This window comes from Nocardioides marmoraquaticus (assembly GCF_054777915.1).
Genome location: NZ_BAAHAA010000006.1, coordinates 13,512 through 37,083, shown reverse-complemented (window position 1 = coordinate 37,083; position 23,572 = coordinate 13,512). Strand labels below are relative to the sequence as shown.

At 74.0% G+C, this 23,572-nt stretch carries 21 protein-coding genes and 1 tRNA gene; 12 read left to right on the top strand and 10 right to left on the bottom strand.

Going from position 1 to position 23,572, the window contains the following annotated elements:
- Positions 1-47: 47 nt before the first annotated feature.
- Entirely contained in the window at positions 48-521 is a 474-nt protein-coding gene (soxR, locus tag ACYU8I_RS06150) for a redox-sensitive transcriptional activator SoxR (RefSeq protein WP_460838563.1), read from the top strand.
- A gap of 213 nt (positions 522-734) precedes the next feature.
- Here the strand turns inward: soxR and ACYU8I_RS06145 are convergent, their stop codons facing one another.
- The 3 genes from ACYU8I_RS06145 to ACYU8I_RS06135 form a co-directional block, all read right to left on the bottom strand.
- Entirely contained in the window at positions 735-1,478 is a 744-nt protein-coding gene (locus tag ACYU8I_RS06145; RefSeq protein ID WP_460838561.1) for a phosphoglyceromutase, read from the bottom strand.
- Entirely contained in the window at positions 1,478-2,098 is a 621-nt protein-coding gene (locus ACYU8I_RS06140) for a hypothetical protein (RefSeq protein ID WP_460838559.1), read from the bottom strand. The genes ACYU8I_RS06145 and ACYU8I_RS06140 overlap by 1 nt, the downstream gene beginning before the upstream one ends.
- Before the next feature lie 88 nt (positions 2,099-2,186).
- Entirely contained in the window at positions 2,187-3,023 is an 837-nt protein-coding gene (locus ACYU8I_RS06135; RefSeq protein WP_460838557.1) for a UbiA family prenyltransferase, read from the bottom strand.
- A 263-nt stretch (positions 3,024-3,286) separates the two neighbouring features.
- On the opposite strand from ACYU8I_RS06135, the gene ACYU8I_RS06130 reads away from it, so the two are divergent.
- Together ACYU8I_RS06130 and ACYU8I_RS06125 are read left to right on the top strand one after the other, a co-directional pair.
- Positions 3,287-3,772, top strand: coding sequence for a CarD family transcriptional regulator (locus ACYU8I_RS06130; RefSeq protein ID WP_460838845.1), 486 nt, complete (start codon positions 3,287-3,289; stop codon positions 3,770-3,772).
- A gap of 226 nt (positions 3,773-3,998) precedes the next feature.
- Entirely contained in the window at positions 3,999-4,598 is a 600-nt protein-coding gene (locus ACYU8I_RS06125) for a 2-C-methyl-D-erythritol 4-phosphate cytidylyltransferase (RefSeq protein WP_460838555.1), read from the top strand.
- On the opposite strand, the gene ACYU8I_RS06120 is transcribed toward ACYU8I_RS06125, so the two are convergent.
- Genes ACYU8I_RS06120 through ispF form a run of 4 tightly spaced genes read right to left on the bottom strand, consistent with a single transcriptional unit; the run spans position 4,570 to position 7,297 of the window.
- A complete protein-coding gene (locus tag ACYU8I_RS06120) occupies positions 4,570-5,286 on the bottom strand; it encodes an IspD/TarI family cytidylyltransferase (RefSeq protein ID WP_460838552.1) in 717 nt (238 codons plus the stop codon). The genes ACYU8I_RS06125 and ACYU8I_RS06120 overlap by 29 nt on opposite strands.
- Positions 5,283-6,215, bottom strand: a complete 933-nt coding sequence (locus tag ACYU8I_RS06115; RefSeq protein ID WP_460838551.1) for an alpha/beta fold hydrolase — start codon at positions 6,213-6,215, stop codon at positions 5,283-5,285. The genes ACYU8I_RS06120 and ACYU8I_RS06115 overlap by 4 nt, the downstream gene beginning before the upstream one ends.
- 6 nt (positions 6,216-6,221) lie before the next feature.
- Complete coding sequence (locus tag ACYU8I_RS06110; RefSeq protein ID WP_460838549.1) at positions 6,222-6,782, bottom strand: YqgE/AlgH family protein; 561 nt, start codon at positions 6,780-6,782, stop codon at positions 6,222-6,224.
- Between the two features lie 23 nt (positions 6,783-6,805).
- Positions 6,806-7,297, bottom strand: a complete 492-nt coding sequence (ispF, locus tag ACYU8I_RS06105) for a 2-C-methyl-D-erythritol 2,4-cyclodiphosphate synthase (protein ID WP_460838844.1) — start codon at positions 7,295-7,297, stop codon at positions 6,806-6,808.
- 59 nt (positions 7,298-7,356) lie between these two features.
- On the opposite strand from ispF, the gene ACYU8I_RS06100 reads away from it, so the two are divergent.
- Positions 7,357-8,913: a molybdopterin-dependent oxidoreductase gene (locus ACYU8I_RS06100; RefSeq protein WP_460838547.1), complete on the top strand. Its 1,557-nt coding sequence runs from the start codon at positions 7,357-7,359 to the stop codon at positions 8,911-8,913.
- Between the two features lie 90 nt (positions 8,914-9,003).
- On the opposite strand, the gene ACYU8I_RS06095 is transcribed toward ACYU8I_RS06100, so the two are convergent.
- Positions 9,004-10,323, bottom strand: a complete 1,320-nt coding sequence (locus tag ACYU8I_RS06095; RefSeq protein WP_460838545.1) for a peptidase C39 family protein — start codon at positions 10,321-10,323, stop codon at positions 9,004-9,006.
- Positions 10,324-10,443: 120 nt separating this feature from the next.
- On the opposite strand from ACYU8I_RS06095, the gene cysS reads away from it, so the two are divergent.
- The 8 genes from cysS to ACYU8I_RS06055 all read left to right on the top strand — a co-directional run bounded on the left by cysS (position 10,444) and on the right by ACYU8I_RS06055 (position 21,684).
- Positions 10,444-11,826, top strand: coding sequence for a cysteine--tRNA ligase (gene cysS / locus ACYU8I_RS06090; protein ID WP_460838544.1), 1,383 nt, complete (start codon positions 10,444-10,446; stop codon positions 11,824-11,826).
- Entirely contained in the window at positions 11,826-12,785 is a 960-nt protein-coding gene (gene rlmB / locus ACYU8I_RS06085; RefSeq protein WP_460838543.1) for a 23S rRNA (guanosine(2251)-2'-O)-methyltransferase RlmB, read from the top strand. Before cysS ends, rlmB begins: the two co-directional genes overlap by 1 nt.
- A gap of 8 nt (positions 12,786-12,793) precedes the next feature.
- Complete coding sequence (locus ACYU8I_RS06080) at positions 12,794-14,428, top strand: metallophosphoesterase (protein ID WP_460838540.1); 1,635 nt, start codon at positions 12,794-12,796, stop codon at positions 14,426-14,428.
- 29 nt (positions 14,429-14,457) lie between these two features.
- Positions 14,458-15,162 carry a class E sortase gene (locus tag ACYU8I_RS06075; protein ID WP_460838539.1) on the top strand — a complete coding sequence of 235 codons (705 nt, stop codon included), beginning with the start codon at positions 14,458-14,460 and terminating at the stop codon, positions 15,160-15,162.
- Between the two features lie 258 nt (positions 15,163-15,420).
- Positions 15,421-15,493, top strand: a tRNA-Thr gene (locus ACYU8I_RS06070).
- 235 nt (positions 15,494-15,728) lie between these two features.
- The gene (locus tag ACYU8I_RS06065) at positions 15,729-17,126 is read left to right on the top strand and encodes a hemolysin family protein (RefSeq protein ID WP_460838537.1); all 1,398 of its coding nucleotides are present in this window, start codon (positions 15,729-15,731) and stop codon (positions 17,124-17,126) included.
- Positions 17,123-18,139 (top strand): hemolysin family protein, encoded by a 1,017-nt coding sequence (locus ACYU8I_RS06060; RefSeq protein WP_460838536.1) that lies wholly within the window; start codon positions 17,123-17,125, stop codon positions 18,137-18,139. Before ACYU8I_RS06065 ends, ACYU8I_RS06060 begins: the two co-directional genes overlap by 4 nt.
- A 362-nt stretch (positions 18,140-18,501) precedes the next feature.
- Positions 18,502-21,684 carry a S8 family serine peptidase gene (locus ACYU8I_RS06055; protein ID WP_460838533.1) on the top strand — a complete coding sequence of 1,061 codons (3,183 nt, stop codon included), beginning with the start codon at positions 18,502-18,504 and terminating at the stop codon, positions 21,682-21,684.
- 226 nt (positions 21,685-21,910) lie between these two features.
- Here ACYU8I_RS06055 and pdxY read toward each other — a convergent pair whose 3' ends face one another.
- Together pdxY and ACYU8I_RS06045 are read right to left on the bottom strand one after the other, a co-directional pair.
- The gene (pdxY, locus tag ACYU8I_RS06050; RefSeq protein WP_460838531.1) at positions 21,911-22,762 is read right to left on the bottom strand and encodes a pyridoxal kinase PdxY; all 852 of its coding nucleotides are present in this window, start codon (positions 22,760-22,762) and stop codon (positions 21,911-21,913) included.
- A 17-nt stretch (positions 22,763-22,779) separates the two neighbouring features.
- Complete coding sequence (locus ACYU8I_RS06045; protein ID WP_460838529.1) at positions 22,780-23,472, bottom strand: uracil-DNA glycosylase; 693 nt, start codon at positions 23,470-23,472, stop codon at positions 22,780-22,782.
- Positions 23,473-23,572: the final 100 nt, after the last annotated feature.

Below are 23,572 nucleotides of genomic sequence, written 5' to 3'. Positions count from 1 at the left end.
ACCTACTCTCGGAGTTCAAGCCGACTTGAGGTCAAGGGGTGGTCCGGATGAGGTCGCGCGACCTGCTGGGCATCGGCGAGGTGGCGCGCCGCAGCGGGTACGCCGCCTCGGCGATCCGCTACTACGACGCCGAGGGGCTGATCTCCTCGACCCGTACGCCGGGCGGTCGGCGCGAGTTCGAGCGGCACGTGCTGCGGCGGCTGGCGTTCATCCGTGCGGCCTCGCACGTGGGGCTGACGCTGGAGGAGGTCCGTGCCGAGCTCGACCGGCTTCCCGACGGCCGGCCGCCGGACCGCGCCGACTGGGCGCGGATATCGCGCAGCTGGCGCGGCCGGCTCGACGAGCAGATCGCCGCCCTCGAGCGACTCCGCGACGGCCTCGACGGGTGCATCGGCTGCGGCTGCCTGTCGCTGCGCTCGTGCACGCTCTACAACCCCGACGACACCCTCGCGTCGTCGCCCGACGCCCCCGGCGCCGCCCGCCTCCCCGCCGCCCTGCGACGGCCGCTGCCGGGTCGGTGAGTCACACGAGCCTCAGGAGTGTGCAGAAATCCCCGGTTGACCGGGTACTTCTGCACTGGTCGGCCTCGATCTCGGCCGACCAGTCCCGGACCAGGCCGACCGGTCGGGCTCCGGGCCCGGGGGCGCGACTCCGTGACCTTCTCGGTGACGTCGTGACTGTCGCGGCGACCACGACGTCACCGATGACCCGCCTGGGCGGGTGAGCAGCTGCGCTCAGCGGCCCTGGTTGGCGACGGCGGCAGCAGCGGCGGCGGCAGCCTCGGGGTCGAGGTAGCGGCCGCCCTTCTCGATCGGCTGGTAGGAGTCGTCGAGCTCGTAGACGAGGGGCTGGCCGGTGGGGATGTTGAGACCGACGATGTCGTCGTCGCTGATGCCGTCGAGGTGCTTGACGACGGCGCGGAGACTGTTGCCGTGGGCGGCGACGAGCACGGTGCGGCCGGCGTCGAGGTCGGGGACGATCGCGGACTCCCAGTAGGGGAGCATCCGCGCGATGACGTCCTTGAGGCACTCGGTGGCGGGGAGCTCGTCGCCGAGGTCGGCGTAACGGGCGTCGCCGGCCTGCGACCACTCGTCGTCGGCGTCGATCGGCGGAGGCGGCACGTCGAAGCTGCGGCGCCAGGTCATGAACTGCTCCTCGCCGTACTGCTCGAGGGTCGCCTTCTTGTCCTTGCCCTGCAGCGCGCCGTAGTGGCGCTCGTTGAGCCGCCACGACCGGTGCACCGGGATCCAGTGGCGGTCGGCGGCGTCGAGCGCGAGGTGGGCGGTGGTGATGGCGCGGCGCAGCAGCGAGGTGTGCACCACGTCGGGGAGCAGACCCTCCTCGACGAGCAGCTCGCCCCCGGCGACGGCCTCGGTACGGCCCTTGTCGGTCAGGGCGACGTCGACCCAGCCGGTGAAGAGGTTCTTGGCGTTCCAGTCGCTCTCGCCGTGGCGGAGCAGGATGAGGGTGCGAGCCATCAGTTGTCCTCGTTGGTGGAGTCGGCGCCGGAGCCCTCGCCGTCGCTGGGCTCGTCGGGGTTGGACGACGGTCCGGCGCTCGGGGAGACGTCCTCGGAGGGCGACGTGCCGGGGCTGCTGCTGGGCTCGGACGACGGCGTGCCCTCGGCGGGGGTGACCTCGTCGAAGGGCGGGAGGTCGTTGACGACCGGCACGTCGATCGGGATCTCGGTGCCGTTGTCGAAGACGAAGGTGAGGGCGACGTAGGCGCCGGGGGTCAGCTCGCCGGTGACGAGGACGGCGCCGGTGTCGGAGAGGTCGAGGCCCGCCTGCGGCCCGACCTCGATCGGCTCGAGCAGCTCGACCTGCACGTCGTCGTCGCTGGTGACCGAGTCGAGCGCCACGCCCTCGGAGAGGTCGTCGTTGACGATGTTGGTCGACAGCGTGCCCTGCTGGGCGGTCTCCTCGCCCTCGACGACGACCGTGGTGCCGAGGACACTGATCCGGCCCTCGCTCTGGTTGGGGCCGACGGCCGGCTGGTAGGGCTGGTTCGTCTGCACGCCGAAGCCGCACGCGGTCAACCCGGAGGCGGCGAGCAGCATGGAGGCGGCAGCGGCACGACGGCGGGTGCGGCTCGGCATGGGTGGGTCCTCTCGGCGTCGGTCGAGTGGCTCGCGCGGCGGGAGCGTCGTACGACGCGTACCCCGTGAGCGCCGCGAGCCTATCGGCTCAGAGCGCGATGCCCTGCGTGAGGGCCACGTAGACCATGGCCGCGACGACGACCACCAGCGCGACCGCCGTGGCCCAGAACAGCCGGGGTGCGCCGGTGCGCAGCGCCACCCGCAGCGGGAGGTGCCGGACGCTGCCGCGGTTGTCGGTGACGAGGTCGGGCAGCGCGGTCGCGACGTGCACCAGGACGCCGAGCACGGCGGCGAGCACGGCGAAGGACGTGACGGGGGCCGAGCCCTCGGCCTGGTTGCCCCAGCCGCCCCAGCTGACGAAGGCGGTCAGCATCGCGAAGGTCGCCGCCCAGCCGACCCACGACAGCAGTCCGCGGTGCAGCCAGCGGTGGTGGACGACGCCGACGACGAGCGTGCCGAGCAGCCACAGGCCGGCGACGACGCCGTTCTGCAGCGACAGCGGCACGGCGAGCAGGAAGAGCACGGCGAGGGCGTACGTCGCGTTGCCGGTCGCGACGTGCCCGGCCGCCAGCGGCTTGCCGGGCGCCTGGGTGGCGCGGTCCTCCTCGAGGTCCCACAGGTCGTCGAGCAGGCCGAGGAACAGCTGCACCACCAGGACGGCGGCCGCGCTCGCGGCCCACTCGCGCGGCGGGCGGCCCATGAGCGCGACGAGCAGGCCGACCACGACGGCGACGGCGAGCGCCTGGCGCGGGTGCGCGGCGCGGAGCAGCGAGCGCAGCTGCCCCGGCGTTCGGGCTGCGCTCGGGCTGCTCTTCTCCGATGCCGTGCGGGCGTGTCCGCGCGGCTGCGTCGCGGCGCCGTCGGCAGCCTCGGGCGACGTGGCTGACGACCGCTCTCCGGACCCCGTGGTCGACTGCGTGCTCATGCTCCGATCATGGACCATCGGGCCAGGTCAGACCCAGGGTTCGGGCAATCGGAGGACCCTCGTCGAGAGGGCACGACGTTGCCCCGGGCAACGGGTCGACGGGGGTGCCAGGAGGCGCGCCGAGCGGGCCACCGAGGGCCCCGCGCGGCACACGAAGTGGACCTTTGTCAAGCCCTCAATGTGGGCCTGACCTGCAGAAACAGGCTTCATCCGTGGTCCAGTCGCGTGTTAGACTGGTCACCTCGAAAGGGGAACACATCCATATGACTTTCACTGTCGGCGAAACGGTTGTCTATCCGAATCACGGGGCCGCGGTCATCGAAGACATCGAGATGCGCACGATCAAGGGCGAGGAGCGTCAGTACCTCGTGCTGAGGATCGTCGCCCAGCAGGACCTCGTGGTCCGCGTGCCTGCGTGCAACCTCGACCTGGTCGGCGTCCGTGACGTCGTCGACAAGGACGGGCTCGACCGCGTCTTCGAGGTGCTCCGTGCCGTCGTGCCGGACGAGCCCACCAACTGGTCGCGCCGCTACAAGGCCAACCTGGAGAAGCTGCACAGCGGCGACGTGATGAAGGTGGCCGAGGTCGTCCGCGACCTGTGGCGCCGCGAGCGCGACCGTGGCCTGTCGGCCGGCGAGAAGCGCATGCTCGCCAAGGCCCGCCAGATCCTCGTCTCCGAGCTGGCCCTGGCCGAGCACACCAACGAGGACAAGGCCGAGACCCTCCTCGACGAGGTGCTCGCTTCCTGACGGGTCCTCGTCACCGATCCACCGACCGAACCCCCGGGACGCCGTCCCGGGGGTTCGGTGCGTCACGGGGTGGTCCGGGGGTGGGTCTGTCCGCGCGGGAAGACCCGCGCCGGCTCGCTGAGCCACGAAGTCTGACGCTGAACCACTGTTGCTTGCCGCGCTCAGTGACCAAGTCACTGGCTAACCAGTGACTTTGCGCCAGGAGCCCTGCCCCTAGCCTGACCACGTGAGCGACGACGCGTACGACGAGGTCGAGCCCGCGCTGGGGGTGGTGCCGGTCGAGGGGCGGGGGTCGCTGCCGTTCGCCCTGGTGCACGGGGAGTCGCTGCTCGCCGCGGCGTCGTGGGCGCTGACGACGGCGGGGGCCGAGCTCTACGACCTGTCGGTGGCGTGGGAGCAGGTGCGCGAGGCCGGCCGCGTGCTGGTCGTGCACGACCCGCTGTGCCCGCTGGTGCCGGCGTCGTTCCTCGCCGAGGCGGTCGAGGAGTGCAGGCGTACCGGCGCGGTCGTGGTCGGCTGCCGGCCCGTGACCGACACCGTCAAGCAGGTCGCGGGGGTCGAGGACGACGGCACGCTGCGCCTCGGCGAGACGCTCGACCGGGACGCGCTCGTCGCGGTCGCCTCGCCGGTGGTGCTGCCCGCGACGGTGGTCGAGGCGCTGGCCGAGGAGCCCGACGTGCGCGACCTCCCGGCGCTGGTGACCGTGCTCGCGGCGCGGTTCCCGGTGCGGCAGCTGCCGGCGCCGCCCCTCGGCCGTCGCGTCGCCGACGAGGCCGAGCTCGAGGTGCTGGCCGCGCTCAGCCGGGTGGAGCAGCGTCGGGCCTGAGGGCCAGCAGCTCCTCGGCGAGGGCGAGGTCCTCGGGGAAGGTGACCTTGAGGTTGTCGGGCCCGCTCGGCACCCCGACCAGCTCGAGGTCGTCGAAGAACCCGAAGTGCTCCAGGCACGACGCCGTGTCGGTGCCGGTGAAACCGGTCTCCGCCGCCCGCCGGTACGCCGCCAGCAGCGGCCGGGCGCGGAAGGCCTGCGGCGTCTGCACGGCAGCGACCGCGGCCGCAGGCCGGCCGTCGCGACCGACGATCCCCGCGGGCCGGGTCACCGGGAGCGCGCCGCCGTGCCGCGCTGCCGCGTCGACCACCCGGCGCCACAGCGCGGCGGGGGCGAGGGGGCGGGCGGCGTCGTGCACCGCGACGACCTCGATCTCGCCGGCGTCGACCTCGGCGGCGAGCGGCTGCAGCGCCTGCCACTCGGAGTCGTGGCGGGCGGGGCCGCCCTCGACCAGCCACAGGTCGTGCGGGCCGAGGTGCGGCGACACGGCGTCCTGCACCTCGTCGTGGTCCTCGGGGCGGCAGACCAGCACCACGCGGGTCACGCCCTCGACGTCGAGCACGGTGCGCACCGAGTGCGCGAGCAGGGGCACGCCGAGCACCGGCAGCAGCACCTTGTTGCGCTCGTGGCCGACCCGGGTGCCGGACCCGGCGGCGAGCAGCACCGCCGCGGCGCGGGGGACGCTCACGAGGCCCGGGCCCGGCGCAGGGGCCGCGCCGGGTCGGCGGCCGAGGCGGCGTACGGGCGGACGAGGCGGGCGAGCGTGCCGGAGACCAGCACCTCGCGCTCGAGCGGCAGCATGTGGCCGGCTCCGGGGGCGACGGTCAGCGTGGCGCCCGGGGCGTGCTCGGCGATGCGGCGCGCGTGCGACGGCGGGGTGAGCACGTCCTTGCTGCCGACGAGCACGTGGGTGGGGATGTCGCCCAGGATCTCGAGCACCTCGACCCGGTCGTGCTGCATGAAGTCGCGGTAGAACCCCACCACCGTGTCGCCGGGGCACGAGATCAGGCCCTCGACGGCGAGCGCCGCGTCGGCCAGCCGCATCGGGGTGCCGAAGACGAGGCCACGCATCACCAGCCGCTCGGCGACGGGGGCGCGGCGACGGGCGCGGCGCGACAGCGTGCGCGAGCGCAGGTCGAGCAGTCGCGGGATCTGCGCTCGTACCAGCGGCCCGGCCTCGGGCAGGCCGAGCGTGACGGTGTCGAGGCGACCGCCCGACGTCGAGACCAGTGCCACCCCGACGACCCGGTCGAAGAGGTCGGCCCGCAGCTCCACGAGCGCCATCAGCGCCATGCCGCCGATGGAGTGACCGGCCAGCACGAGCGGACCTGTCGGCGCGAGCTCGTCGACCAGCTCGCCCCAGTCGCGGGCGAGCAGCTCGACGGTCGCCTCGGAGCGGCGTACGGGGTCGGACTCGCCGTGGCCGCGGTGGTCCCACGTCACGATCCGCACCCGGTGGCCGAACTCGGCCATCAGGTCGCGCACCTGGTAGTGCCAGTCGTGCTGGTTGAGCGTCCAGCAGTGGGCGAGGAAGACGGTGACCGGGGCGTCGTCGGGTCCGTACGTCGACACGGCGAGCCGGTGGCCGTCGCTGGTGCGCAGGTCGCTCCGGGTCATCGGGCCTCAGTTCATCGTCGCGTCGGTCGGCAGGGTGGACAGCATCGCCACCTGACCCGGCTGGCGCCGCAGCACCTCGCGCCACAGCGCATCGGGCTCGGCGTGGAACAGGTCGCTGTCGAGGGCGGGCGCGAGGTGCCACGCGCCCTCGTCGATCTCGCCCTCGAGCTGGCCCGCGCCCCAGCCGGCGTACCCGGCGTAGATGCGCAGCCCCGCGAGGTGGCCGACGTACGCGGAGGGCGGCTGGTCGAGGTCGACCACTCCGAGGGTCGGGGTGAGCGGCTGCCAGACCGGAGGCAGGCCGCTGCCCGCCAGCAGGCCCACGGCGACCGCGGCGCTGCCCTCGACCGGGCCGCCGGAGAACAGCACGCGCGGCTCGGAGACGAGGTCGCCCCACCCGGCGAGCACCTCGTCGACGCCGGTCGTGGCCGGGCGGTTGAGCACGACGCCGAGGGCGCCGTCGTCGTGGCTGTCGAGCACGAGCACCAGCGTGCGGGCGAAGTTCGGGTCGGCGAGCGTGGCGGAGGAGATCAGCAGGGTGCCTCGTCCGGGTCTCACGCTGCCCATGGTGGCACCACCGCCGCGTGGCCTCAGCGAGCCCGCACCAGCAGCGCGGTCGCGACGGCGGCCACGCCCTCGCCGCGGCCGGTCAGCCCGAGGCCGTCGGTGGTGGTCGAGCTCAGCGTGACCACGACGCCGTGGCGCTCGCGCAGCAGCGCCTCGGCCTCGGCGCGCCGGGGTGCCAGCCTGGGCCGGTTGCCGACGAGCTGGCAGGCGACGTTGGCGACCTCCCAGCCGGCCTCGCGCACCCGGCGCAGCGCCTCGGCGAGGAGGTCGTGGCCCGACGCGCCGGCCCAGCGGGGGTCGCCCGTGCCGACGTTGCTGCCGAGGTCGCCGAGCCCGGCGGCGGAGTAGAGCGCGTCGCAGCAGGCGTGCAGCACGACGTCGCCGTCCGAGTGGCCCTCCGGCCCCTCGGCCTCGTCGGGCCAGGCGAGGCCCGCCATCCGCATCGGGCGGCCCTCGACCAGCCGGTGGACGTCGGTGCCGATCCCGACGCGCAGCTCCTCGACCATGCGCCGCATCATGCCGTGCCCCGTCCCTGGTCCGCCGGCCCGCTCCCACCGTGCGCGACCATGGAGGAATGACTACCGTCGAGCGCGCCCAAGGCTCCGCGACCCCCGCCGTGCGCGGGCCGCGCGCCACGCGGTGGCTGCTCGCCCTCGCCGGTGTGGTCGCCGCCGCGTGCGGCCTCGCGGTGAGCGAGGGGGTCGCCTGGGCGCTGCGCTCCGAGACCACCCCGGTCGACGCCGTGGCCGCGAGCGTGCGCGACCTGACGCCCGGCCCCGTGGTCGAGCTGGCGCTGCGGCTGCTCGGCGAGGCGGGCAAGCCGGTGCTGCTGACCGGCACGGTGGTCGCGGTCCTCCTGCTCGTGGGGTACGCCGCCAGCTGGTCGCAGCGGGCTCCCGCCGTGCCGGGGGTGGTGCTGCTGGTGCTGGCCGGCACCGGTCTCGCCGCCGTGCTGAGCCGCACGGCGCCCGCGATGGGCGCGGTGCTCTCGGTGCTCGCGGGCCTGGCGACCTGGGCGGTGGTGCTGCGGGTGCTGGGCGCACCGCTGCTGTCGCCCGCCGCCGCGGTGTCGGAGTCGCGCCGCCGGTTCCTCCAGCGGGCCGCTCTCGCCGTCCTGGTGTCCGGCGTGGTCGCGGTGGCGGGGCGTGCCGCGGGCGGGGCGCGCCGCAGCGTCGAGGCCGCCCGCCGGCTGCTGCGGCTCCCGGTCACGCCGGTCGTGGTGCCCGGGGGTGCCTCCCTCGGCGTCGACGGGGTGGCGCCGTGGCGCACGCCGGTCGACGACTTCTACGTCATCCACACCGCCATCGCGCCGCCCGCGATCCGCCCGGAGGAGTGGCGGCTGCGCATCCACGGCATGGTCGAGCGCGAGCTGACCGTCTCCTACGAGGACCTCGTCGCCCGCGGGCTCAGCGAGACGTGGGTGACCCTGACGTGCGTGTCGAACCCCGTCGGCGGCGACCTGGTCGGCAACGCGCGGTGGAGCGGCGTACCCGTGCGCGAGCTGCTGGCCGAGGCCGGCCCGCTGCCCGGTGCCGACGCGGTGCTGCAGACCTCCGCCGACGGCTGGACCTGCGGCACCCCGCTCGCCGCCCTCACCGACGACCGCGACGCGCTGCTGGCCCTCGCGATGGACGGCGAGCCGCTGCCCGTCGAGCACGGCTTCCCGGTGCGGGTGGTGGTGCCCGGGCTCTACGGCTACGTGTCGGCGACCAAGTGGGTGGTCGACCTCGAGGTGTCGCGCTACGACGAGATCTCGGCGTACTGGACCGACCGCGGCTGGGGCGAGAAGGGCCCGATCAAGACCATGTCGCGCATCGACGTGCCGCGCGACGGCGACTCCGTGGCGTCCGGCTCGGTCACCGTCGCCGGCGTCGCCTGGGCCCAGCACACCGGGATCGAGGCGGTCGAGGTGCAGGTCGACGGCGGGCCGTGGCAGCAGGCCCGGCTCGGCCGGGTGCCGTCGGCCGACACCTGGGTCCAGTGGGCGCTCGCGGTCGATGTCGGCCCGGGCGAGCACGAGGTCGTCTGCTGCGCCACCGACACCTCCGGCGAGACCCAGACCGCGGCCGTCGCCGACGTGCTCCCCGACGGCGCCACCGGCTGGCCCTCGGTCCGCTTCGAAGCGGGCTGAGGGGGGCCCGAGCCCGCAAGTTTGCGAGACCCGGACGCACCACGACCGGCCGCCGACCCCGATGGGGGCGACGGCCGGTCGTGGGAGGGGTCAGGGCAGGAGGCGGGTGGCCTGGGGCAGGGGAGAGGTGGGCGTCGTGACGAGGTAGGTCAGGCCACGGGACCTCGACAGCCAGGCCCGCTCGAACTGCGCGCGGTCGTAGGTGCGCGAGACCGAGGCGTTGGTCGGGGCGGCGGGGTCGTTGACCAGCACGTCGCCGGAGGCGGTGAAGCCGCGGACGACCACCAGGTGGCCGGCGGTGCTGCTGATCGGGGCACCGCGCAGCTGGCCGCGGGAGAACGAGACCGACACCACCGGCGGCACGCCCGCGGCGACGAAGCGCTCGACGTCGCGCAGGTCGCGCAGCCGGGTCACGAAGGCGCTGCCCGCGCGGTTGCTGGCGTACGCCGTGTTGAAGGCCCAGTTGCCGGCCCCGTCGTAGCCGTGGTCGAAGACCGAGCGCGCCACGGCGGGCACGACGCGGTCGCCGCGGCTGCGGTCGACCCAGGAGTACGACGCGGCGGCCGGCAGCCTGCCGTAGAACTTCAGCACCATGGCGAGCGCCGTCGGCGAGCACCAGGCCTGGCCGCCGCCGCCCCACTGCGGGTAGCGGCCGCGGTGCACCATCTGGGAGAAGCGCGGGACGGCGAGCGAGCGGGCGCCGTACAGCGGCCGGCTGGTGGCGGGCAGCGGCCCGAGCCGGCTGGCGACGGCCTGAACGCTTCGCAGCACCGGGCTGCTGGAGCTGTTCTGGAGGCGGTGCAGCTCGACGCGCAGCTGGTAGCGGGTCAGCGTGACCCGGCGGGCGGCGCGGACGGTGTCGGTGGCGACCGAGGCGAGGGCGTCGGCCTGGGTGCCGGCGGAGGTGCGGCGGAAGCCGTCGTCGTGGCCGGTCCAGCGCGCGAGCACCTTCCAGCCGCTGGTGGCGGTGCCGGCGGCGACGCGTGCCCTGACCGTGACGAAGGTGCCGACGGGCGTGCGGGCCTCCCACGACGGGATGAGCTCGGTGAAGCCGTGGCCGGGCCGGGTCCACACCGAGGTCCAAGCGGCGGTGCGCCAGGTCTGGCCGGCGTACGACGTGGTGGTCGCGGCCGCGGGGTCGGTGAGGCGCAGCGAGCCGCCGGAGACGCTGAGGCCGCGGCCGACGGCGCCGGCCTCGAGCTGGGCGTCGGTGGTGACCTGGCGGAAGGTGTGGGTGGTCTGGGTGTCGGGGGTGCGCGGCGCGGCGGCCTGGACGAGTGCGTGGGCGGGGGTCGGGGCCGTGCCGGCGGCGAGCGCCAGCGCGACGGCGGGGACGAGCAGGGGGACGAGGCGGATGCGGTGGGCCGAGAGGGTGGTCCGGCCGCGCAGGATCTGGGGAAGACGCGACATGTAAGTCACAGTAGGACTCATCCGTCACATCCGCACCAGAATGGTGCAACTCAGGGCACTTCACGGGAGGTCGATCCGGTCGAGTCGGGCCGGGTCGGGGTCGATCCCTAGGATTGCCCGGTGGCACTCCGGCTCTACGACACCGCGACGCGCTCCGTGCGCGACTTCGTCCCCCGCACCCCGGGACGGGCGTCGGTCTACGTCTGCGGCCTCACCGTGCAGTCCGAGCCCCACGTCGGCCACGTGCGCTCGGCGGTCTCCTTCGACGTGCTGCGCCGCTGGCTGACCGCCAGCGGGCTCGAGGTCGACCTCGTCCGCAACGTCACCGACATCGACGACAAGATCCTCGCGACCGCGGCCGACCAGGGCCGCCCCTGGTACAACCTCGCCTACGAGGTCGCCCGCGAGCTCACCCGCGTCTACGACGCGCTGCGGGTGCTGCCGCCGACCTACGAGCCGCTCGCGACCGGCCACGTGCCGGAGATGCTCGAGCTGATCGGCGAGCTGGTCGAGCGCGGCCACGCCTACGCCGCCGGCGACGGATCGGGCGACGTCTACTTCGACGTGCGCTCCTGGCCGTCGTACGGCGAGCTCACCCGCCAGGCGGTCGACGACATGGAGGCCGCGCCCGACGCCGACCCCCGCGGCAAGCGCGACCCGCGCGACTTCGCGCTGTGGAAGGGCCACAAGGACGGCGAGCCGCTGACCGCGAGCTGGCCGAGCCCGTGGGGCCGCGGCCGCCCGGGGTGGCACATCGAGTGCTCGGCCATGGCCGGCAAGTACCTCGGCGACGCCTTCGACGTCCACGGCGGCGGCGTCGACCTGCGCTTCCCCCACCACGAGAACGAGCAGGCGCAGAGCCGTGCCGCCGGCCGCGACTTCGCGGCGTACTGGCTGCACAACGCCTGGATCACCACCGCCGGCGAGAAGATGAGCAAGTCGCTCGGCAACACGCTGCGGGTGCCGGCCGTGCTCGAGCGGGTGCGCGGCGTCGAGCTGCGCTACTACATGGTCGCGAGCCACTACCGCTCGACGGTGGAGTTCGGCTTCGAGGCGCTCGACGAGGCGGCCGCGGGCTACCAGCGCGTCGAGGGCTTCCTCGAGCGCGTCGGCCCCGGCGAGGCGGGCGAGGTGCCCGAGGCCTTCGCCTCCGCGATGGACGACGACCTGTCGACGCCCGCCGCGGTCGCGGTGCTCCACGAGACCGTACGACGCGGCAACCGCGCGCTCGCCGAGGGCGGCGACGCCGCCGCCGAGGCCGCCGAGGTCCGCGCGATGCTCGGTGTGCTGGGCCTCGAGCCCGAGCCGTCCAAGGCCGGTGCGGGCGACCTGCACGGTGTCGTCGACGCCCTGGTGCAGGGCCTGCTCGAGCAGCGCGCCGAGGCGCGGGCCGCCAAGGACTTCACCACCGCCGACGCCATCCGCGACCGCATCAAGGCCGCCGGCGTCGAGGTCGAGGACACCCCGACCGGACCCACCTGGACGATCGCGGGGCGACGCTGATGGCCGGCAACTCCAAGCGCAAGGGTGCGACCCGCACCTCCTCCAAGGGCAACCCGACCGCGGGGTCGGGCGGCCGGCGCCGCAAGGGCCTCGAGGGCAAGGGGCCGACCCCCAAGGCGGCCGAGCGGCCCAACCACAAGGCCTACAAGGACGCCCGCCGCACCGCCAAGACGCAGCAGGGCCGGCCGCAGCGTCGTACGCCGCGCGGGGGCGACGCCGAGTGGGTGGCCGGGCGCAACAGCGTCGTCGAGCTGCTGCGCGCGGGCGTGCCCGTGACCGGCGTCTACCTCGCCGAGGGTGCCGAGCGCGACGGCCGGCTGCGCGAGATCTTCGCGACCACGGCCGACCAGGGCATCTCGCTGCTCGAGGTGCCGCGCGTCGAGCTCGACCGGCTGACGAGCGGCGCGGTGCACCAGGGCGTCGCGGCGCGGATCCCCGCCTTCGAGTACGCCCACCCCGACGACCTGCTCGACGACGCCGCCGCCAACGACGAGGCGGCCCTCGTGGTCGCGCTCGACTCCGTCACCGACCCCCGCAACCTCGGCGCGGTCGTGCGGTCCGCCGCAGCCTTCGGCGCCCACGGCGTCGTCGTGGCCGAGCGGCGAGCGGCCGGCATGACGGCCTCGGCCTGGAAGACCTCGGCCGGCGCCGCCGCGCGGCTGCCCGTCGCGCAGGCCACCAACCTGGTGCGGCAGCTGAAGGCCTACCAGGAGGCGGGCTGCATGGTGGTCGGTCTGGCCGCCGACGGCGACGTCGACCTGCCCGACCTCGACCTCGCCACGGGGCCGCTCGTGCTCGTGGTCGGCGCCGAGGGCGGCGGGTTGTCCCGGCTGGTGGCCGAGACCTGCGACCAGCTGGTCTCGATCCCGATGGCCGCGTCCGTCGAGTCGCTCAACGCCGGCGTCGCCGCCGGCGTCGCGCTCTACGCCATCTCGCGCGCCCGGGCCGAGGCGGGCTGAGCGTGGGTGTGAGCGCCCCGACCACCCGGCGCCCCCGTCGACGGGTCGTGCTCGAGGCGCTCGCGCTGCTGCTGGTGTGGGCAGCGGTCGCGGTCCCGGTGACGCTCTACGCCTTCACCCACGACGGCCGCGAGAGCGTGGTCGCCGGCCACGACGCCGTGGTCACGCCGACCCTCGACGGCTGGGTGCAGCTCCGCACCGGCCCCTACCTGCCCGACCTGCGGCTGCCCGCCGAGGGCCGGGTCGGCGTCGACGTCGTCATGGGCAAGACCACGGCCGACACCGCCACGGAGGTGGCCGAGCGGTACGCCGCCATCGCCGCGCACCCCGACGCCGAGCAGCGACGCGTCACCGAGGTGGTGCGGGGCCAGGTCGGCGACGCGCTGGTCCGAGGCACCCTCGCGGGCCTGGTGCTGCCGGGGCTCTGGCTGCTGCTGGGCGTCGGCCGGCGCCGCCAGCTGGCCGGCGTGGCCACCCGCACGCCGCGCACCTGGCGCGGGTGGGCGGCGTACGTCGTGGTGCTGGGGCTGGTGATCGTGCTGCTGCCGAAGCCCTGGGAGGAGCGCCCCACACCCGTGCAGGACGACACCTGGCTGTCGCTGGGCGACGCCTACCCCGACCTGCAGGTGCCGACCGAGCTGGCCGGCTGGCAGGTGCAGGGCGGCATGTTCACCACCGGCACGCGGCGGCTGCTGCAGAGCGCGCTCGACACCTACGACCGGTCGACGCGGTTCTACGACGACGTGCTCGAGCGCGTCGACGACGTGGCCGACGACTTCCGCACGCCCGACGACGGCGACACCGTCGCGGTGCTGGTGACCGACCGGCACGACAACATCGGCATGGACGCTGTCGTGCGCCGTGCCGCCGACGCCGCGGGCGCCACCGCCGTCATCACCGGTGGCGACGACACCTCGACCGGCGAGCCGTGGGAGGCCTTCAGCCTCGACTCGCTCGACGCCGCCTTCGAGGGCTACGAGCACCGGTTCAGCATCTCGGGCAACCACGACCACGGCGACTTCGTGGCCGGCTACCTCGCCGAGCGCGGCTGGACCCACCTCGACGGCGAGCCCGTCGACCTCGACGGCGTGCGCGTCACCGGCATCGACGACCCGCGCTCCAGCGGGCTCGGCACCTGGCGCGACGAGAGCGGGCTGTCGTTCACCGAGGTCGAGCAGGCGATCGCCGACGACGTGTGCGCCCGCGACGCCGACGGCGACCGGACGAACCTGCTCGTCGTGCACGACGCCAACCTCGGCCGCGAGGCGCTCGCGCAGGGGTGCGCCGACCTCGTCGTCGCCGGCCACCTGCACGCCCAGGTCGGCCCCGACGCGGTCGAGGGCGCCAACGGCGAGATCGGCTACACCTACACCAACGGCACCACCGGGGGAGCGGCGTACGCCATCGCGATCGGCAGCAAGCTGCGCCGCGACGCCCAGTTCACACTGCTGACCTTCCGCGACGGCCGGCCCGTCGGCCTCCAGCCCGTCGACGTCGACACCCGCGGCCGGATCACGGTGCAGGACTACGTCGAGCTCGACCTCGACGACCCCACCGAGGAGCAGCTCGAGCAGCCCAGCTCGACCCCGTCCCCGCCCGCCCCCGAGGACGCCGCCGGGGACGCCTTCCCCGACGAGCCGTAGGCCGGGGCACCGCGGCGTACGGTGGCGAGATGAGGACGGCAGCGGCCCTGGTGCTCCTGGGGGCGGTCGTCTTCGGCTGCAGCAGCAGCCCGCCCGACCCGGCCTCGACGCCCTCGCGGACCCCGACGGTCCACCTCGGCGAGGACGACGTCAGGCCCGTCACCGAGCCGCCGCCCCGGGTGCGTGGCGACGCCGTGCCCGCCCTCGAGCGGCCGGAGCCGCGACGGTCGTTCGTGTCGGTGCCGCGCCTGGGTCTCGTCGACGTGCCCGTCGTGCGCTACCGCGGCACCCCCGACGACGGGCCCGGCACCGCGATCCAGGACCGCGGGCTGATGGCCTCGCCTCGCGGCAGCGGTGGTCTCGTCGGGCCGGGCGAGGTCGGCAACTTCCTCGTCACCGGCCACCGCACCAGCCTCGGCGCCCCGCTCGGCGACCTGCCGCTGCTCGGACGTGGTGACGTGGTCCGGGTGCGCTCGGGCGCCACCGTCTTCCGCTACCGCGTGACCACGACCCGGCAGACGAGCTTCCGCTCCCCGCGGTCGCTGCGTCAGCAGTCGGCCGCGGTGCCCGGACGCCCCCGCGCCAGCCCCACCCGCCCCTTCCTCACCCTGTCGACCTGCCGGACCCCGGAGGACCACGCCGAGGGCAACTACTGGTCCGACGAGTTCAAGAACCCCGAGCACCGCATCGACAAGGTCGCCGTCCTCGTCTCCACCCGCCCCGCCCGCTCGTGAGGATCCCGCCCCTTCGTGACGCCCGCTCCTCCCTCGCGGGCTCCTCAGGGATCGGGTGACGGGCTGCTCCGCTCCCTGAGGTGCGAGGGCCGCCAGGCCCGAGCCACGAAGGGTGCGGCGCTCTCCGCTCCCTGAGGTGCGAGGGCCGCCAGGCCCGAGCCACGAAGGGTGCGGTGGCCCCGACGAGCTCGACCGGCGAGTGGGCCGCCGGCTGCTGCACCGGCCCTGACTACGATGGCCCCGCGCCGAGAGGCGCGCGCCGGTGTAGCTCAGTTGGTAGAGCGCCTCTCTTGTAAAGAGGATGTCGCGGGTTCGACTCCTGTCACCGGCTCCGAGCGAGCCCGTCACCGTGCTCCGGCTCACGCGCCGAGGCGCGGCGCGCCGGTTCGGGTCGCCTGCCGTGGGGACGTCCGGCATCATGGTCGTTCCGCACCCGTCGAACCAGGAGAGACACCCGCCCCGATGGAGCACGACAGTCCGAGGCCCTCTGGGCCCCTGCTGCTGACCTTTCCGGCTGCCGACCCGGCCGCCGTCCTCGCTGACGCTCCCGCGGCGGTGGTGTCCTGATGTGGGTCCTCGACCTGCTCGTCGGACTCCTCATCGTGCTGGCCATCACGGCCCTGACGGGCTACTTCGTGGCCCAGGAGTTCGGCTACATGTCTGTCGACCGCTCGCGGCTCAACGCCCGCGCGGCCAAGGGTGACGCCGCCGCCGAGCGCGCGCTCGGCATCACCCGTCGTACGTCGTTCATGCTGTCCGGCGCCCAGCTCGGCATCACCGTGACCGCCCTGCTGGTCGGTTACGTCGCCGAGCCGTTCATCGGTCGCGCCATCGAGGAGGCCCTCGGCGGCATCGACGTGCCCGCCTCGGTCGGCCTCGGCATCGGCACGGCCGTGGCGCTGATCGCCTCGACCTTCATCCAGATGCTCTTCGGCGAGCTGTTCCCCAAGAACCTCGCCATCGCGCGGCCGGAGCCCGTCGCCGTGCGCCTCGCGACGTCGACGGCCGTCTACCTCGGCGCCTTCGGCTGGCTCATCAAGGTCTTCGACGCCGCCTCCAACGCGCTGCTGCGGGCCTTCAAGATGGAGCCGGTGCACGACGTCGAGCACGCCGCCACGGCGCGCGACCTCGAGCACATCGTGGCCGACTCGCGCGACAGCGGTGACCTGCCCGAGGAGCTGTCGGTGCTGCTCGACCGCGTGCTCGACTTCCCCGAGGAGGACGTCGAGCACGCCATGGTGCCGCGCTCGCGGGTCGACACCGTCGACCCCGACGACACCGTCGCCGAGCTGTGGCAGGTCATGTCGACCGGCCACTCGCGCTACCCGGTGCTCGACGAGGACGACGAGGTCGTCGGCGTCGTGCACCTGCAGGACGTGCTGGTCGCGGGCCACGACTCCCCACTGACCGCCCGCGAGCTGATGCGCGAGACCGTCATGGTCGCGACGCTGATGGGCCTGCCCGACGCCCTGCGGGCCATGGCGGCCGAGAAGGCGCAGATGGCCATCGTGCTCGACGAGTACGGCGGCTACGACGGCGTGCTCACCGCCGAGGACCTCGCCGAGGAGCTGGTCGGCGAGATCGAGGACGAGCACGACCCGCGCACCGAGGAGGAGGTGCCCGCCGACGACGGCAGCTGGACCATGTCCGGTGACCTGCATGTCGACGAGGTCGAGCGCACCATCGGCCGCGACCTGCCGACCGGCGACTTCGAGACCATCGGCGGCCTCGTGATCGCGGCGTACGGCGGCCTGCCCGAGGTCGGCGACGCCGTCGAGGTCGAGCTGCCGCTCGACCCCTCCACGCTGCTCGACGAGGGCGAGCGGGTGGCCGAGCACCTGCACCTCGAGGTGCTCGAGGTCGAGCGCCACGTCCCCGCCCGCGTGCGGGCGACCCTGCCCGTCCGGACCGACACCTCCGAGCAGCTGCTGGCCGAGCTGCGTGCCGGTGAGGAGACCCGATGACCAGCAACCCCTGGGCCGTCACCGGCGTGACCGTGGCCCTGATCGTGCTCTCGGCGCTCTTCGTGGCCGTCGAGTTCGCCCTGCTGGCCGTCAAGCGCCACCGGCTGCAGGACATGGCCGAGACCAGCCGCTCGGCTCGGGCGGCGCTGCGCAGCTTCGACGAGCTGACCGTGCTGCTGGCCGGCTGCCAGCTCGGCATCACCGCCTGCGCGCTGGGCCTCGGTGCCGTCACCAAGCCCGCCCTCGACTACGCGTTGCGGCCGGTCTTCGCCGACCTCGGCGCCCCGTCGTGGCTGGCCACCGTGGTGGCGTTCACCCTCGCCCTGCTGGTGGTGACCTTCCTGCACCTCGTCATCGGCGAGATGGCGCCGAAGTCCTGGGCGATCGCTCACCCGGAGGCGGCGGCCACGGCACTGGCGATCCCGATGCGGGCGTTCATGTGGCTGTTCCGGCCGGTGCTGGTCTTCCTCAACGCGGCCGCCAACTGGTGCCTGCGCCGCGTCGGCGTCGAGCCGCAGGACAGCCCCCACACGGGCCAGAGCGCGGAGGACCTCGCCCAGCTCGTCGAGCACAGCCTCGACGTCGGCGTGCTCGACGAGCACCGCTCGGCGCAGCTGACCCGGGCCCTCGAGCTGCAGCACCTCACCCTGACCGACCTGCTGCAGCGGGGCCGCAGCGCGACCGCCGTGGAGGCGCACCACGACATGGTCGCGGTGCGCGAGGCCACCAAGGCGTCCGGCCACCTGCGGGTGCTGGTGCGCGACGGCGGCCGGGTGCTCGGTGCCGTGCACGTGCGCGACACCATGACGCAGCCCGACGACCGGCGCGCCGACGCCGTGATGCGGCCGGTGCTGAAGCTCGACGGCGAGACGCCGCTCTCCGACGCGCTCGCCAGCATGCGGCAGAGCCGCAACCACCTCGCGGTCGTCGAGGAGGACGGCAACCCCGTCGGCGTGGTCACCCTCACCGACATCGTCCGTCGGCTGTTCCCGCTGGAGGCCGAGGTCGCCTGAGCCCCACCCGCCCCCGTACGCCGCTGCGGCGTACGGGGGTGGCGGCGTGCCCGGGGAGTGGGCTGAAAGCGCAGACACGCGGAGTCACGTTCTTCGACCACCCGGGCGAAGTGGGGCCAACCGGACGACTCGCGGGACTTGGCTCCGCGTGTTTGCGGGCCCGCGCGTACCGAGAGAGCCCCATCCGCCCGATCTGCCGGTTCGATGCCGTTGCACAACCGTTGGTAACGATTCGGTCTCCCGGGGTTCCGCCGACGGCGCGATCCGGGGTGTGCTGCCCGGGGCCCGTCGCAACCCGGCACGGGCCAGTTGAGAGGAACGACGTGACCAACAGGCTTTCTCGGGGCCTGGCGGGTCTGGCGGTGGTCGCACTGACCTCGTCGAGTCTCGCCCTGACCACCTCCGCGGCACAGGCCGCACCCCCCGGCTCACCGCCGCCCACCCCGCCCGGCGCCGCCGCCGGCCTCGACAAGCAGGACCTCGGCCTGCTCAGCGAGGCCCGTGCCGACGGCGAGAAGCGGGTCACCCTGCTGGTGGCCGCGGAGGACGGCGCCCTCGGTGCCGCGACCAGCCGGCTCGCCGGCCTCGGCGGCAAGGTCGAGACCACCGAGTCCGACCTCGACTACGCCCGCGTCTCGGTGCCGACCTCGCAGGTGACGAAGGCGGCCAAGCTGCCGGGCATCGCGGCGGTCGACCTCGCCGAGGTCATCCCGCTCGACGACCCGCGCCCCGAGGGCACGCAGAACCCCACGCCGTACACGCCGCCGGGCAAGCGGACCCCGAAGGTCAACCCCTACATGCCGATCGGCGAGACCAACGCCGCCCAGCTGACGGCCGAGAAGAAGCGGTGGGACGGCCGCGGCACCACCATCGGCATCGTCGACTCCGGTGTCGACCTCGACCACCCGTCGCTGCAGGAGACCTCGACCGGCGAGCGCAAGATCCTCGACTGGAAGACCTTCACCGACCCCGTCACCGACGGCGACCCGACCTGGCTGAAGATGAGCCAGTCGGTCAGCGGTCGACGCTTCGACTTCAGCGGCGCCACCTACAGGGCCCCGGCCCGGGGCCCGTTCAGGATCGGTGTCTTCGACGAGCGCGACCCCCGCCTGGGCGGCGAGGTCGGCAGCGACGTCAACCGCGACGGCAACCCCGCCGGCAGCAGCGGCACCTTCGCGGTGATCTGGGACCAGAAGACCGACGAGGTCTGGGTCGACACCGACCAGGACCGCGACTTCACCGACGAGACCGCGATGCAGGACTACGCGGAGAACTACGACGTCGGCCACTTCGGTCTCGACAACCCCAACACCGCGATCCGCGAGCAGATGCCGTTCGTCGTGCAGACCGAGGACGACGACTGGCTCAACATCGGCATCGTCAGCGGTGCCCACGGCAGCCACGTCGCCGGCATCACCGCGGCCAACAAGATGTACGACGGCAAGATGTCCGGCGCCGCGCCGGGGGCGAACCTCAAGTCGGCCCGCGTCTGCCTCTTCATCTCCGGCTGCACCAACTACGCCCTCATCGAGGGCATGGCCTGGCTCGCGCAGAGCGACGTCGACGTCATCAACATGTCGATCGGCGGCCTGCCGGCGCTCAACGACGGCAACAACGCCCGCGCGGTGCTCTACAACCGCCTCATCGACACCTACGGCGTGCAGATCTTCATCTCGGCCGGCAACTCCGGCGCGGGCATGAACACGGTCGGCGACCCGTCGGTGGCCACCAAGGTCGTCTCGGTCGGCTCCTCGATCAGCGACGACACGTGGCGCTCCAACTACGGCTCCGACTCCGAGTACGCCGACAACCTGCACGGCTTCTCGTCGCGGGGCCCGCGCGAGGACGGCGGCTTCAAGCCCGACGTCACCGCCCCCGGCGCCGCGGTCTCCACCGTGCCGCTGTGGCAGAACCCGGCGAGCGCCTGCATCGCCTACACCTGCACCCCGGGGTACGCGATGTTCAACGGCACCTCGATGGCCTCGCCGCAGGCCGCCGGTGCGGCGGCGCTGCTCGTCGGCGCCGCCAAGGACCGCGGCCTCGAGGTCAGCCCGGCGCAGCTGCGTCAGGCGATGGGCTCGACCGCCCGGTTCTTCGAGCGCTACGGCGCCTACGAGCAGGGCAACGGCCTGGTCGACACCACCGCCGCGTGGGAGATGCTGCAGGACGACGTCGAGCCCGTCGAGATCACCTCCGAGGTGGCGGTCAACACCGCGCTCTCCGGCTTCCTGGGCAAGCCCGGGGTCGGCACGGGCATCAACGACCGCGAGGGCGTGACGGCCGGTGACAGCTACAGCCGCACGTACACCTTCACGCGCTACTCCGGTCGCAGCGGTTCGGTGAGGTACGACCTCGACTGGGTGGGCAACGACGGCACCTTCTCGGCCCCGGCCTCGGTGTCGCTGCCGCTGGCGCAGCCGACGACGGTGACGGTCAGGGTCGCTCCGGGCAGCACCGGTACGCACTCCGCGGTGCTCAACCTCGACGACACCACCACCCCGGGCGTGGAGTACCAGACGCTCAACACCGTCGTGGCCGCCGAGCGCTTCACCGCGCAGAACTCCTACACCGTCGCCAAGCAGGGCCAGATCGGTCGCAACCAGACCCAGTCCTTCTTCTACGACGTGCCGGAGGGCGCCCCGGCGTTCCGCGTCGACCTCCAGGGCGGCGGCACGACCCAGGGCGCGGGCCAGATCCGCTTCCTGCGCTTCCACCCCTACGGCGTCGGCCTCGACGCCAACGCCACCACCCAGTGCTACAACCCCGACGCTGGCGCCGGCTGCGCCCTGGGCTCGCCCACCAGCCGCACCGTGTCGGAACCGCAGGCCGGTGTCTGGGAGGTCGTGGTCGAGGGTCGCCGCACCAGCGACGCCGCACGTGCGCCGTACCGCCTCACCGCGCAGGTGCTCGGCGCGACGGTCTCGCCCGACCCGCTGGTCATCGACCAGGCGAGCGTGGGTCAGGCCTCGCCCGCCGAGTGGGAGATCACCAGCGAGCTGAGCCCGTTCACGGGCAAGGCCGTGGGCTCGACCCTGGGCAGCGCCGTGGTGGCCGAGCGGAGCATCAGCACCGGTCAGTCGCAGTCGTACGACGTGCAGGTCACCGAGGGCTCCTCCTCGCTGCGCGCCACGATCGGCAACACCAGCGACGCGGGCGCCGACCTCGACCTGACGGTCTACCGCTGCTCCGGCGGCTCCTGCGGCACCGTCGTCGGCCAGTCGGCCGACGGCGACTCCGAGGAGTCGGTGACGATCGCGAGGCCGGCGGCCGGCACCTACCGGGTGGTCGTCGACGGCTACGCCGTGCCGGCCGGCACCACGACGTACGACTACGTCGACGTCTTCGTCAACGAGGCGTTCGGCTCGGTGCAGGTCACCGACGCCGACGCCGAGCGGGCGAGCGGTGCCACCTGGACCGTGCAGGGCTCCGTCACGCCGAGGCAGGCGGCCGGCGCCGGTCGCGGGCTGCTCGGCCAGATCCTCGTCCGCACCTCCGACGGCGTCACCGTCGGCCAGGGCGACGTGGGGGTGAAGCAGGTGTCCTGACGCTCCGTCAGGACGACGCCCGGGGGGCGGTGGCTGCGGCCGCCGCCCCCCGCGGCGCGTCCCGACCGGCCCTCGATGTCAGGATCGGGTCGTTCCCGGCCCCCGCCTGCGACCCGATCCTGGCAGTGACCCGCTGATTACCCGGCCAGCCGGATAATCAGGCCCTCGATGTCAGGATCCGGTCGTTCCCGGCCCCCGCCTGCGACCCGATCCTGACGACGAGGCCTCAGCGGAGCCGGCGGGCCTCGAACCGGGCGGGGGGGTCGGCGATGACGTCCTGGGCGGCCACGAGCTGGATCTCGCGGGTCCCGGCCGCGATGGTGGCCTCGAGGATCCCGAAGATGGTGCTGGTGACGCGCTCGAGGGCCGTGCGCACCGAACCGCTGCGCAGCAGGTGGGCGAGGAACACCGCGGCGGTGACGTCGCCGCAGCCGTTGGGGGCGATGGGCAGCAGCGGGGTGCGCACCGTCCAGGCGCCGTCGTCGTCGACCGCGACGAGGTCGACGCTGCCCTCAGGCGTCTCGTCGACCAGGACGCTGGTGACCAGCACGGTGCGCGGGCCGGCCCGTCGTACGGCGTCGACGGCGTCGAGCAGGGCGGGCACGGTGCGGGTGGTGGTGCCGGCGAGGAAGTCGAGCTCGAAGTGGTTGGGCGTGATCACGTCGGCCTGCGGGACCACGCGGTCGCGCATCAGCTCGGGGACGCCGGGCCGCACGAACATGCCGCGCCCGACGTCGCCCATCACGGGGTCGCAGCAGTAGAGCGTGCCGGGCTTGAGCTCGCGGGCCCGGGCGACGGTGTCGAGCACGACCTCGCCGACCTCCTCGCCGCCCTGGTAGCCGCTGAGCACGGCCGCGACCCGGGCGAGCGCACCGCGCTCCTCGACGCCCCGCACCACCTCGCGCAGGTCGGCGGCCGACAGCAGCGGGCCGCGCCACTCGCCGTACCCGGTGTGGTTGGAGAAGTGGACGGTGTTGACCGCCCACGCCTCGATGCCGAGTCGCTGCAGCGGGAAGATCGCGGCGCTGTTGCCGACGTGGCCGAAGGCCACCGAGGACTGGATGGACAGGAGCTCCATGGGGGCAGTCTCCCGCCTCAGGGCAGTCGCCAGTCCACGGGCGTGCCGCCCTGCTGCTCCAGCAGCCGGTCGACCCGGCTGAAGGGTCGCGAGCCGAGGAAGCCGCGGTGGGCCGACAGCGGGCTCGGGTGGGTCGACTCGACGTACGGCACCGGCGCGAGCGCGCCGCGCAGCGACCGCGCGTCGGAGCCCCACAGCACCGCCGCGAGCGGCTGGCCCGCTCGCGCCCGCTCGCTGAGCACGGCGATGGCGCGGTCGGTGACCGCCTCCCACCCCTTGCCGCGGTGAGAGGCGGGGGCGCCGGGGCTCACGGTGAGGCAGCGGTTGAGCAGCATCACGCCGGCGTCGGCCCACGGGGTCAGGTCGCCGGTGGTCGGCTGCGGCACACCGAGGTCGTCGACGAGCTCGCGGTAGATGTTGACCAGGCTGCGCGGCGGCGCGACCCCCGGGGCGACCGAGAAGCTCAGGCCGACGGCGTGGCCCGGGGTGGGGTAGGGGTCCTGACCGACGACGAGCACCTTGACGTCGCCGAGCGGTCGTCGGAAGGCGCGCAGCACGTGCTCGCCAGCAGGCAGGTAGTCGCGCCCCGCCGCCAGCTCCTCGCGCAGGAACCGGCCCATCGCCTCGATCCGCCCCTCGACCGGCGCCAGTGCCTCGGCCCAGTCGCCCGCCACCAGTCCCCGCTCCACGAGGTCTCCGAGGGTGCTCACCGGCTCACCGTAGGCCCGCGGCTCGGTGGGCCTCGTCGGGCCCCGCCCTCACGGTCACCGTCTCGCCGACGTGGCGGCCCGGGCCTAGCGCCGTTGCCGA